Below are 12081 nucleotides of genomic sequence, written 5' to 3' on the forward strand. Positions count from 1 at the left end.
TCAGGGCTGGGCTTCAGCCGCCGTGTCCAGATTATCCAGCACCCGATTTACCGCCAGTTCCGCCAGCATGATCAGTTGCCCGATGCCCAGCAGCACATGCCGCTGCGGCGCATCGAGCATTCCGGCGAAATCGCTGGCCATGGTTTTGGCCGAGGTCAGGGTTTCGCAGGCGTCGGCCAGTAGCTCTTCGCTCGGGATGCCGGGGGCGATGAGGTAGCGGGTGTTGGGTTTGAGCAACGGTTTTCGGGGGAGCAGCGGATTGAGGTAATGATCGAGGGCGCGTTCGGCGGCTTCGTGGAATTTCTTTGAATCGAGGGTTTCGTAGGGGGACGTTGAATCGGCTTCGGGTGGGTTGGGTGTTGGTTTGATCATGGTGAAACTCCCTGATTGATGGAGCTGCCACAGTTCGCTGCGAAACGAATAGAGGTGGCAGCTGTACGCGGGTTCGCAGACCGGGAATCAAGGAACCCGGCATACCCGAAGGTATCCCGCGCACAACCGCCATTACACGATCAGGCAACAATGCTGAACGGAAACGGCGCGCTGGGCGCCTTGATTGATCCGGGCTGCGAAACCCGATCGCTGATTCGTCAGCGACCGGGAAACGATAGAGCCCGCGTCCAAGGCGCACAAGCCGGCGGATTCTGGCGCAGTCGTAGGCAACGGCGCAAGGTTGTGTAGCCTGAGGTGCGTGTCTGAACGTGTCCTTTAAACGCCACGATTAAACACTCACAAAATCCCCGTTTTTGCATCCAGTTCCAGCACCAGGCCTCCCGGCATCTGCACAAAAATCTGCCAAACCCCATCCTCCGGCACCTGCGCCACCTGATACGGCAACCCACTGCCCTGCACCCGCTCCAAAACCACCGCCGCGTCTTCATCGGTCCGAAACGCGATATGACTCAACGCCGCCTCATCCAGCGCCGCTTGCTCAATCACATGCACCAACGCCTGCCCATCCTGATACAACCAACGCCCGGGAAACGGAAACGGCGGTCGACGCCCCGGCGTCAATCCCAGCAGTGCGTTGAAAGCATCCTGAATCGGTTGCCCGTCCGGCGCGTTGAACGCCATGTGATCGAAGTGCCAGGTCATAACAATCCACCTCCGTCGACATCGATGATGCTGCCGCTGATAAAGCCGTTTTTCATGACCAGCATAAACGCGGCGGCCAGGTCCTGTGGCGTGCCGACACGGCCCACCGGCAGCGCCGCCGAGGTGCGGGCGAACATCGCGCTGCGCTGGCTTTCATCCATGCCGGCGTAGGCTTCGGTGTCGGTCACGCCGGGGCTGATCACGTTGACCCGACGCGGCGCCAGCTCCTTGGCCAGTTGTTTGGCCAGAGCGTCCAGCGCGGCATTCAGGGTGGTCTTGATGAATTGCCCTGCGACGAATTTGCGCGACAGCAAACCCGACGTCAGGGTGATGCTGCCCCGCTCGCTCAGGTACGGCAGCGCCGCTTGAATCGCGCGCAAAGTGCCCCAGAATTTCACATCGAACGCCTGCTGCGCCTGGAGCAGATCGCTGTCGGCCAACGGCTTGGCGCTGACGCTCGGCCCGGCGGTCATCACCAGATGATCGAACGCGCCGATGCGTTCGAACAGTTGACGCAGCGAGGCCTCATCGGTGACATCGGCTGACTCGTGGCGGATACCTTCGTGAGTTTCGGACGTTTCAGCACGGCGCCCGACCGAGTAAACACGGGCGCCACGTTCCGCGGCATTCGACGCGACGGCGGCGCCAATGCCGCTGCTGCCGCCGATGACCACAACAGTCTGATTGTCGAATGGTTTCATGGGAGTTCTCCGGTGGGCTTGAGGAGATTGCATCTTCCCCCGTTGCCAATCGCAGAAAAATCCCGGTAAATCGGAAGGATCTTTAAAGGATTTTTACCAATGAGCTCGATTCTGGATCTTGAGATCTTCGTCCGTACCGCCGACTCCGGCAGCATTTCCGCCGCCGCCCGGGCGCTGGAGCTGACCCCGGCCGCCGCCAGCATCGCCTTGAAACGCCTGGAAACCCGCCTCGGCATCCGCCTCTTCGCCCGCTCGACCCGCAGCATGCGCCTGACCGAAGAAGGCCGGCGCTATCTGGAAAGCGTGCGTCTGGCACTGGCCACACTGGCCGAGGGCGAACAGGCGCTGAAGCAACAGACCGAAGGCCTGAGCGGCGTGCTGCAACTGGCGGCACCGTCGGACTTCGGGCGCAACGTGTTGCTGCCGTGGCTGGACGATTTCAAGCGCGAGCACCCGCACATTCAGCTGCAATTGCTGCTCAACGACCGACACGCGGACCTGTTTCGCGAGACGGTGGATGTGGCGTTGCGCTTTGGCGTGCCGAGTGATTCGACGCTGGTGGCGTTGCCGATTCTGTCCGAGCATCGTCGCGTGGCCTGTGCCAGCCCTGCGTATCTGGAGCGTCACGGCACACCGCAGAACCCCGCCGAGCTGAGCGATCACAGCGCCCTGCTCTATCTGCGCAACGGCCGGCCTTACAACACTTGGCGTTTCCATCGCGAAGACGAAACGCTTGAAGTCGAAGTACGCGGCGACTACCTCAGCGACGACGGCGAAGTCGCCCGCCGCTGGGCACTCGCCGGGCACGGCATCGCTTACAAGGCCTGGCTCGACGTGGCCGAAGACGTACGCGCCGGACGACTGGTGACGCTGGTCGATGACTGGCATGGTGAGAGCGTGCCGTTCAATCTGCTGTGCCCGCACCGGGTGCAGGTGTCGGAACGGGTCAAGGTGTTGCAGGCGTTTTTACGCGAGCGCTGCGAGGCGTTGCGCCGATAAATTCACTTTGCCGCGCCGGGCGCTTCTGGTATTTGATGGAAGCTTTCCCACCGACAAAAGGATTTCGGCATGAGCTATCGCACACTGGGTCATTCGGGGTTGCAGGTGTCCACCCTCACCCTCGGCACGATGATGTTCGGCGAGCAGACCAGCGCAGAGGATTCGCTGCGCATCATCGACAAGGCGTGGGATCAGGGCATCAACTTCATCGACACGGCTGACGTCTACACCAACGGCCGCTCGGAAGAGATCGTCGGCGAAGCCATCGCCCGTCATCGTCACGAATGGGTGCTGGCGACCAAGGTCGGATTCGGCCCGGTGGACGGCGTGCCGAATCGCAGCGGACTGAGCCGCAAGCACATTTTCAATGGTCTGGAAGCCAGCCTGACACGGCTCGGCACCGACTACCTCGACATCTATTACCTGCACCGCGAAGACCACAACACGCCGCTGGAAGTGACGATCTCGGCGATTGGCGATCTGATTCGCCAGGGCAAGATCCGTTATTGGGGCCTGTCGAACTATCGCGGCTGGCGGATCGCCGAGGTGATTCGTGTGGCAGACAAACTGGGTGTCGATCGCCCGGTGATCAGCCAGCCGCTGTACAACATCGTCAACCGTCAGGCCGAAACCGAGCAGATCACCGCCGCCCAGACCTACGGCCTCGGCGTGGTGCCTTACAGCCCGCTGGCCCGTGGCGTGCTCAGCGGCAAATACGCACCGGACGTGACCCCGGACGCCAACAGCCGCGCCGGGCGTCAGGACAAACGGATTCTGGAGACTGAATGGCGCGTGGAGTCGTTGCGCATTGCCCAGCAGATCCAGCACTACACCAAAGAGCGCGGGGTCGGGATTGTCGAGTTTGCGATTGCCTGGGTGCTGAACAACGGCGCGGTGACGTCGGCGATTGTCGGGCCGCGTACGGAAGAACAGTGGGATGCGTACACCAAGGCGCAGGCAGTGAAGATTACGGCGGAAGACGAAGCGTTTATCGATTCGCTGGTGACGCCGGGGCATGCGTCTACGCCGGGGTTTAATGATGTGAGCCATTTTGTGTCTGGGCGTAAACCGCGTTCGGCGTGAGATCGCTGCCCTCATCGGAACGCCGCCCGCCTATCCCTCTCCCGGGGGGAGAGGGAACCGATTGGGGGAAATTGAAGCTACGCTTTTGCCTGAAGCTGTTGTGTTGAATCCGTAATCGACTCGGACTTTCACGTCGCTGAAACTCGTGAGACACCTCGGTCAGTCCCCTCTCCCTCCGGGAGAGGGTTAGGCGGGCGGCGTTCCGATGAGGGGCTTTTGAACTCATGTAGAAAATATTGACCACTCCGACCAATATTCACCACAAAAACCACGTATCCTGCGCGCCCCGTTTGACCATCACCCCCGCGAGGACAGTTTGTCTAAAGGTATCGCTCTTTCGGTAACAGCCTCGACGCTGTTTGCCGTCATGTATTACTACACCTCGTTGCTCACTCCGTTGAGCGGCGTGGAAATTTTCGGTTGGCGGATGCTGCTGACCGTGCCCTGCATGACCGTGTTCATGATGTTGTCCGGCGAATGGCGGCGGGCGCTGGAGCTGCTGCGCCGGATCCCTGCGCTGCCGAAGCTGATCGGTGGCCTGATCCTGTCGTCTGCATTGCTGGGCATGCAGTTGTGGCTGTTCATGTGGGCGCCGCTCAACGGCTACAGCCTCGATGTATCGCTGGGTTATTTCCTGTTGCCGTTGGCCATGGTGCTGACCGGACGCATCGCTTATGGCGAAAACCTGTCATACCTGCAAAAAGTCGCGGTGTTTTTTGCCAGCCTCGGCGTGTTGAACGAGCTGTATCAGGTCGGCGGGTTTTCCTGGGCGACGCTGGTCGTAGTTGTCGGTTACCCGTTGTATTTCGTGCTGCGCAAATACCTCAAGACCGACAACCTCGGCGGTTTGTGGGTCGACATGACGCTGATGTTGCCGGTGGCGTACTGGTTTGTGCGCGGCGGCGAACAGGGTTTCGGCGTGTTCGATCAGTACCCGGCGCTGACGTGGCTGATTCCACTGCTCGGTCTGATCAGTGCGTCGGCGCTGGTGGTGTACATCATCGCCAGCCGCTTGCTGCCGTTCAGCCTGTTTGGTTTGTTGAGTTACGTTGAGCCGGTGTTGCTGCTCGGTGTGGCGCTGTTGCTGGGCGAGAGCATCAAGCCCGGTGAATGGCTGACTTACATCCCGATCTGGCTCGCGGTGGTAGTACTGGTGTTTGAAGGGTTCAAGCATCTGATGCGCCAGCGCAGGCCTTAAAAGCAGCACAAAACAAATGTGGGAGCGGGCTTGCTCGCGAAGGCGTCGGATCAGTCAACTGAAGTGTTGAATGAACGATTGCTTTCGCGAGCAAGCCCGCTCCCACATTTTTTATCGGTGCAGCTGATTACTCGGTAGCGAGTACGCCACGACGCACCTGGTCACGCTCGATCGATTCGAACAGTGCCTTGAAGTTGCCTTCGCCGAAACCATCATCGCCCTTTCGCTGGATGAATTCGAAGAACACCGGGCCCATCAGGGTTTCCGAGAAGATCTGCAGCAGCAGACGCTTGTCTTCTTTATCCGACGCACCATCGAGCAGGATGCCGCGCGATTGCAACTGATCGACCGGTTCGCCGTGGTTCGGCAGACGGCCTTCGAGCATTTCGTAGTAGGTGTCCGGCGGCGCGGTCATGAAGCGCATGCCGATTTTCTTCAGCTGATCCCAGGTCTTGACCAGGTCGTCAGTGAGGAACGCCACATGCTGAATGCCCTCGCCGTTGAACTGCATGAGGAATTCTTCGATCTGCCCGGCACCCTTCGACGATTCTTCGTTGAGCGGGATGCGGATCATGCCGTCCGGAGCGGTCATCGCTTTCGAGGTCAGGCCGGTGTATTCGCCCTTGATGTCGAAGTAACGGATCTCGCGGAAGTTGAACAGCTTCTCGTAGAAGTTGGCCCAGTAGGCCATGCGGCCGCGATACACGTTGTGGGTCAGGTGGTCGATGATTTTCAGGCCGGCACCGACCGGGTTGCGGTCAACGCCTTCGAGGAACACGAAGTCGATGTCATAGATCGAGCTGCCTTCGCCGAAACGGTCGATCAGGTACAGCGGCGCGCCGCCAATGCCCTTGATCGCCGGCAGGTTCAGTTCCATCGGACCGGTTTCGATGTGGATCGGCTGGGCGCCGAGTTCCAGTGCGCGGTTGTAGGCCTTTTGCGAATCCTTGACCCGGAACGCCATGCCGCAAACGGACGGGCCGTGTTCGGCCGCGAAGTACGAAGCAACGCTGTGGGGTTCGTTGTTGAGGATCAGGTTGATCGCGCCCTGGCGATACAGGTGCACGTTCTTGGAACGGTGGGTCGCGACCTTGGTGAAGCCCATGATCTCGAAGATCGGCTCCAGGGTGCCAGGCGTCGGCGATGCGAACTCGATGAACTCGAAGCCCATCAGGCCCATTGGGTTTTCGTATAAATCTGCCATGGTTGGCGCCTCATCATTCTTATCAATTAACCAGAGTTATTTGTCAGTAATGCTGAGACCGGTGGGTGGCGCACAGGAGATGCCACGCACACTGCGGGCGAGGAAGTCACCGTAGATCAGTTGAAACCCGAATATCTTCATTGTCGACCCAAGGCTCTTGCGGGCGAGGCTTCTGCTGCCAGAAGACGATTATTATTGTATGCGTAACCCGATTCTACACAGCGTAAATAGGGTTGTCTGCCCTCTCTATAAAATCCGCTTTTTTCGGCCCGGTGCAAGGGGTTTGTTGCACAGGTAAATGCCCGTCAGGATCAGTGCGCCGCCCAGCCCCATGGGGATCGTCACTGGTTCACCCAGCAGGATGGCACCAGCCAGCACGGCAGTCAGCGGGTTGAGCGCGATGAACACGCCAGAGCGAGTTGCACCCAATTTGCGGATACCGTCGTAGTAACCGATGTAGGCCACCGCCGAGCCGAGTACGCCCAGGTAGATCAGGCTCAGCCATTGCGTCGTGCCCAGATTGGCCACCGGTTGCACGCTCACCTCACCGTGAATGGCAGCCAGCACCCAAAGCATCAGCGTACCGAGTACGATCGAAAACGTAACGGTCTGCAACGGGCCGATGCTGTGATTAAGGCTGCGGGAAAAAAGCGAATAAACGCCCCAGCCGATTACGCAGCCGAAAATCAGCAGGTCACCCAGCCAGGCGTCTGGCGGCGTGGTCAGCCATTGTGGATCACGGCTGACGATCACCACACCGGCGCCGCCGATACACACCAGAATGCCGATGATTTTGGATCGACTCATTTGCTCCTTGAACAAGAGCCATGACGCCAGACCGATTACCGCCGGATTCAACGCGACGATGAGCGATGCCCGCGACGCATTGATGTATTGCAAGCCGTAAAAGAAGCACAGGTTGTAGAAGAAGATCCCGAAGAAACCCAGCGACACCAGTTGCAGCCATTGCCGGCCGGTGGGTCGCGCAAAAGGAATTCGCGCCAGCCACAGAAATCCGAGCAACGCGACGCTGGCCAGCAGGAATCGAAGGCTGGCCGCAAGGATCGGGCTCAGGCTGCCGGCCAGCATGCGCCCGGCGACCCAGGTCCCGCCCCAGATCATGGTGACCATGGCCAGATTCAGATAGACGGGAATGTCCGAGGTCTCTGGACGGATTGATTCATGACTACTCATAACGCTCTCAACGACTCAACGGGCGGATGCCGTATCATTCGAGTCATTATTGATCATCGTAAAATGAGCTTTTACTCATGACCTTGACCCAGCTCGAAATCTTTTCGCTGGTGGCCGAACTGCGCGGCTTCACCCTCGCGGCCCATCGCCTGGGGATCTCGCAATCGGCGGTGTCCCACGCCTTGAAGTCGCTGGAGCAGGAACTGGGTGTCGATTTATTTCGCCGGCATCAATCGCAAGTGGAACTCAGCGACATTGGCGAGCAGTTGCTGTTGCGCGCGCGGGCCATGCTCGGGCTGGCCAACACGTTGCGCCAGGAAGCCGCCGATGCGCGCGGGCTGAAAAGCGGCACCTTGCGCATCGGCTCGTTCGGCCCGACCTCATCGATCAGGTTGCTGCCGCGAATCCTCCGGCATTTCCGCCAGGTGCACCCGGGCATCGAGGTTCACATCGACGAAGGGCCGGACCGCCAGGTGCTCCAGTGGCTTGATGCGCGACGGATCGATATCGGTTTCGTGGTGTTGCCCGAAGAACGCTTCGATACGTTCGCCCTGATGGAAGATCGGATGGTCGCCCTGCTCCCGCTCGACCATCCTCTGGCCACGCAGGCGGCACTGAGCCTGAACGATCTGTGCAGCGACCCGTTCGTACTCACCGAAGCCGGCTCTTCGGAACTGGTATCGCGACTGTTCAACGCGGCAAGGCTGAGCCCGAATATCCGCTACCGCTGCTCGCAACTGCTGAGCACCCTCGATACCGTGAGCCGGGGCGACGCCATCACGATCGTTGCCGAAGGTTCCCTCCCGGACGAGCCGGATCCGCGCTATGTGAAGAAGCCATTGTCACCGGCCGTGCAACGACACATCGGTCTGGCCGTACTCGATAAACGCCAGGCTTCACCCGCGACCCTGGCATTCATCAAATTGGCAACAACGCTGGATTACCGCTGAGCGGCACGAGTTCCAACGGCCAACTATCATGGGCACAGCCCCATCGCTTTCCGGAAGGTGCACCCTTGCCCCGCCTGCAGTCGAGAGCCCCACACCATCGCAACAGGATGCGCCCATGCCTCTGACCGTCAGGCCCCGCCGCAAACGCAGTACCCGAATCATCGTGACACTGTTGTGCGGCTTGCTGCCGATCCTCATCGGCACCGTCATTCTTCATATACAGGCCGAACGTACGCTGGAGCAGAGTTCCCGACAAACCGCCGAGGAAGCTTTGCGCCAGTTTGATCTGATGCTCGACAACACCGCCCAGTCCGCCCGGGAATTGCTGCCGCTGGCTGGCCAGCCCTGCGAGAACGTCAAACTGGCACTGCGCGAATAGGTCACCCGCCGCCCGTTCGTGCGCTCGACCAATCTGGTGTGGGACAACAACCTCTATTGCAGTTCGTTGTTCGGTGATTTCAAGGAAGCCGTCAATCCGGGGGACTACACCCAAGGCAAGTTATGGCTCATGAACGGCAACCCGGTTACACCGGATACGGCGCTGCTGGTGTATCGACTGAACGATGGCCGGGGCGGCGCCCTGACGACGCTGGACGGCTATCACTTGAGCAATATCCTGCGCCTGATCGGCCGGCAGACATTGTTATTGCTGCAGGTCGGCAACAATTGGCTTTCAGCCGATGGCAAGGTGCATCAAGGCGCCCTTCCCGAGTTGCCGGTGGCCCAGAGTACGTTGAACTCTCCACACTATGCCTACACGGTGAGCGCCGGTTTCCCTGAAGATGAAATCTGGAACTACATGAGCGACGAATATCCGCCGCTGTTCAGTCTGTTGATTTTCTTCGGGGCGGTATCCGGAGCAATCGGTTATGTCGTGCAGAACCGCGCAACATCCCCCAGTCACGAAATGCTGCGCGCGCTGGAGGCCGGAGAGTTCATTCCCTACTTTCAACCGGTGGTCTATGGCGACAGCAAACGCTGGTCGGGCTGCGAAGTACTGATGCGCTGGAATCATCCCAGAGAAGGCCTGGTACGTCCGGACCTGTTCATACCGTTTGCCGAACATTCCGGGCTGATCGTGCCGATGACCCGTTCATTGATGCAGCAGACCGCTGTCGTGCTCGGGCCGCTGTCTTCTTCCTTCGAAGCCCCCTTCCACATCGGAATCAACATTACAGCCAGCCACTGCCACGATCTTGAATTGGTGGAAGACTGTCGGGAGTTCCTGGCGGCATTCGCGCCCGATAGTGTCAGCCTGGTACTTGAGTTGACGGAGCGGGAACTGATCGAGCCCACCGACATCACCCATCAACTGTTTGAGCAACTGCGCGCCATGGGCGTAAAGATCGCCATCGACGACTTCGGCACCGGTCATTCGAGCCTGGGTTACCTGAGAACACTCAATGTCGACTTCCTCAAGATCGACCAGACGTTCGTCGCCATGATCGATAAAGATGCCCTGTCACGACACATTCTGGACAGCATCATCGAGCTATGCGCCAAACTGGATCTGGGAACTGTGGCCGAGGGTGTAGAGACACAAGCCCAGTGCGATTACCTGGCGGCGCATCACGTCAACTTTCTGCAAGGCTACCTGTTCGGCAAGCCCGTTTCTGCCATAGACTTCATTGACGCATTAACTCACCATTAACTTGGCCTGATAAATCCGGGCTTGCCGACAGCGCGCACGAAATTGATTCAAGACATCGCCGTTTTTTACATAAAGAAAAAGTCAGGATTTACTCTCGTCGCATTAACTACTACAATTTTTCTTACCTGTTGCAAGACTGGCAGGTGAGCCACTATCACCGAGTCGCTTCAAGGCTCTTGGCTTATAGCTTTGTTTGCGGTTGGTATCAGCCAAACACACTATTGGAGTAAAGATATTGTCCAGACTCGCTGAATTTCGTGCAGCTGAAAAGGCCCTTCAGGAACAGCTCAAGCAGCTGGAATCGCTGAAGAACGATGCCGGGCTCAAGAAAGAAATCGAATTCGAAGAAAAGCTCCAGGGGCTGATGAAAACCTACGGCAAAGGCCTGAAAGACATCATCGCCATCCTCGATCCGAATCCGGCAAAATCCGGCCTGCAACAGGCCTCGGCACCTAAAACCCGCCGCGCTCGCGTGGTCAAGGTCTATCAGAACCCGCACACCGGCGAGCTGATCGAGACCAAGGGTGGCAACCATCGCGGCCTGAAGGCCTGGAAGGAACAATACGGTGCAGCCACCGTTGATTCCTGGTTGCGCGGTTAATCCCTGGCAAACATAAAAGCCCTGCAAATGCAGGGCTTTTTTTTGGACAATATTTAACAAATGCAACATTTTCTTGTTGAAAAAGTTGGCAGCAAAATCTCCGTCGCACGCTGAAACTATGCTTCCGGATGTTGCGCACCTGCCAGGCGAACAACTTTGTATTTAATTACTTTCGGTATCTGGAAGCCCGTTGACCAGCGAACAGCCGATTAAAATTTCAGGCTGTTTCTTGCGCTCGCAATTTCATCCGCGCTGGCCTTGTAAACGTCGGCTTGCCCGGCATACGAAAGTACATACGCCTTGTCCGCCTCTACTGCGGCGACCAGTGTTTGCGACAACACATGACGCCCGTTCTCAGTGACAGTACAAGTGGTTTCAAGCGCTGCCAATGAACCCAGCGTACTGGGATGAACCTTGTTGCAGACACTCTGGTAGCCCCCTTGGAAAAAGTCCTTCTGCACCGACTTGCGCATCTCCAGCAACACGCCTTGCAGATTGACCTGATGACCTGTCTCCACACGCGTCATCGTCAACTCCATCACCATCACCTGATTACCATCGGCGTCGGTCTTCGCCGCCCGCTGACGGGTAACTTCCGGCGTTGTGTCGGGCAACGCTTCAACTTGCCAGCCGGACGGCCAGGTAATGCTCGGAGCGTCCGCCAGGGCTGCAATGGCAACGAGGGACAAGCCGAAGAAAACGAACAGCGATTTGAACGGTCGGATCATTACCAGAGGCACTCGCAGATTGAACCATAAAGTCTGAGGCTCGCCCGCTCGCAGGGCAAGCCCGCGCTTTCGGTTTGGCGATGCCGCAACGCATGCGTATCATTGCGCCCATTCACTCGCCCCAATTTGTTACGGAGGGCTCATGAGCCTGCAAGAACTGAACACCTTCCCTGGCGTGACCGCCACCCCGGACAGCGCAACCCGCAACTTTGTGTTCAACCACACCATGCTGCGCGTCAAGGACATCACCAAGTCGCTGGACTTCTACACCCGTGTACTGGGCTTCTCGCTGGTAGAGAAGCGTGATTTCCCGGAAGCGGAATTCAGCCTGTACTTCCTCGCATTGGTCGACAAGTCGCAGATCCCGGCCGATGCCGCTGCGCGTACCGAGTGGATGAAGTCGATCCCCGGCATCCTGGAACTGACCCACAACCACGGCACCGAAAGCGATGCCGATTTCGCCTACCACAATGGCAACACTGACCCGCGCGGTTTCGGCCACATCTGCATTTCGGTCCCGGACATCGTCGCGGCTTGTGCACGCTTTGAAGAACTGGGCTGCGACTTCCAGAAGCGCCTGACCGATGGCCGCATGAAAAGCCTGGCGTTCATCAAGGATCCGGATGGTTACTGGGTCGAGATCATCCAGCCAGCGCCGCTGTAAAGCTGAACCTGGG

Annotated in this window: 12 protein-coding genes and 1 pseudogene; 7 read left to right on the forward strand and 6 right to left on the reverse strand. The window is 58.7% G+C overall.

Features of this window, described 5'->3' with window-relative positions; translation table 11 throughout:
- The 3 genes from C6Y56_RS14830 to C6Y56_RS14840 form a co-directional block, all read right to left on the reverse strand.
- Positions 1-372 (reverse strand): DUF6124 family protein, encoded by a 372-nt coding sequence (locus C6Y56_RS14830; protein ID WP_169430530.1) that lies wholly within the window; start codon positions 370-372, stop codon positions 1-3.
- Positions 373-729: 357 nt separating this feature from the next.
- Complete coding sequence (locus C6Y56_RS14835) at positions 730-1095, reverse strand: hypothetical protein (RefSeq protein ID WP_169430531.1); 366 nt, start codon at positions 1093-1095, stop codon at positions 730-732.
- Positions 1092-1796, reverse strand: a complete 705-nt coding sequence (locus C6Y56_RS14840; protein WP_169430532.1) for an SDR family oxidoreductase — start codon at positions 1794-1796, stop codon at positions 1092-1094. Before C6Y56_RS14840 ends, C6Y56_RS14835 begins: the two co-directional genes overlap by 4 nt.
- A 99-nt stretch (positions 1797-1895) precedes the next feature.
- On the opposite strand from C6Y56_RS14840, the gene C6Y56_RS14845 reads away from it, so the two are divergent.
- From C6Y56_RS14845 to rarD, 3 genes are all read left to right on the forward strand, one after another.
- Complete coding sequence (locus tag C6Y56_RS14845; protein ID WP_169430533.1) at positions 1896-2795, forward strand: LysR family transcriptional regulator; 900 nt, start codon at positions 1896-1898, stop codon at positions 2793-2795.
- Positions 2796-2864: 69 nt separating this feature from the next.
- A complete protein-coding gene (locus C6Y56_RS14850) occupies positions 2865-3878 on the forward strand; it encodes an aldo/keto reductase (protein WP_169430534.1) in 1014 nt (337 codons plus the stop codon).
- 316 nt (positions 3879-4194) lie between these two features.
- A complete protein-coding gene (gene rarD / locus C6Y56_RS14855) occupies positions 4195-5076 on the forward strand; it encodes an EamA family transporter RarD (RefSeq protein WP_169430535.1) in 882 nt (293 codons plus the stop codon).
- A gap of 127 nt (positions 5077-5203) precedes the next feature.
- On the opposite strand, the gene hppD is transcribed toward rarD, so the two are convergent.
- Positions 5204-6280 (reverse strand): 4-hydroxyphenylpyruvate dioxygenase, encoded by a 1077-nt coding sequence (hppD, locus tag C6Y56_RS14860; RefSeq protein WP_007958955.1) that lies wholly within the window; start codon positions 6278-6280, stop codon positions 5204-5206.
- Between the two features lie 246 nt (positions 6281-6526).
- Complete coding sequence (locus C6Y56_RS14865; protein ID WP_169430536.1) at positions 6527-7474, reverse strand: DMT family transporter; 948 nt, start codon at positions 7472-7474, stop codon at positions 6527-6529.
- Positions 7475-7551: 77 nt separating this feature from the next.
- Between C6Y56_RS14865 and C6Y56_RS14870 the strand changes: the two genes are divergently transcribed.
- The 3 genes and pseudogenes from C6Y56_RS14870 to C6Y56_RS14880 all read left to right on the forward strand — a co-directional run bounded on the left by C6Y56_RS14870 (position 7552) and on the right by C6Y56_RS14880 (position 10676).
- Complete coding sequence (locus tag C6Y56_RS14870; protein WP_169430537.1) at positions 7552-8424, forward strand: LysR family transcriptional regulator; 873 nt, start codon at positions 7552-7554, stop codon at positions 8422-8424.
- A 115-nt stretch (positions 8425-8539) separates the two neighbouring features.
- Positions 8540-10075 (forward strand): annotated as a pseudogene (locus tag C6Y56_RS14875) (EAL domain-containing protein).
- Between the two features lie 235 nt (positions 10076-10310).
- Positions 10311-10676 carry a histone-like nucleoid-structuring protein, MvaT/MvaU family gene (locus C6Y56_RS14880; RefSeq protein WP_169430538.1) on the forward strand — a complete coding sequence of 122 codons (366 nt, stop codon included), beginning with the start codon at positions 10311-10313 and terminating at the stop codon, positions 10674-10676.
- A gap of 209 nt (positions 10677-10885) precedes the next feature.
- Here C6Y56_RS14880 and C6Y56_RS14885 read toward each other — a convergent pair whose 3' ends face one another.
- On the reverse strand, positions 10886-11404 hold the full coding sequence (locus C6Y56_RS14885; RefSeq protein WP_169430539.1) for a DUF4946 domain-containing protein: 519 nt from the start codon (positions 11402-11404) through the stop codon (positions 10886-10888).
- A 142-nt stretch (positions 11405-11546) separates the two neighbouring features.
- Here C6Y56_RS14885 and gloA point away from each other — a divergent pair, with 142 nt between their 5' ends.
- On the forward strand, positions 11547-12068 hold the full coding sequence (gloA, locus tag C6Y56_RS14890) for a lactoylglutathione lyase (protein WP_169430540.1): 522 nt from the start codon (positions 11547-11549) through the stop codon (positions 12066-12068).
- Positions 12069-12081: the final 13 nt, after the last annotated feature.

The sequence above is a fragment of the Pseudomonas fluorescens genome (assembly GCF_012974785.1).
Lineage (GTDB): Bacteria > Pseudomonadota > Gammaproteobacteria > Pseudomonadales > Pseudomonadaceae > Aquipseudomonas > Aquipseudomonas fluorescens_BT.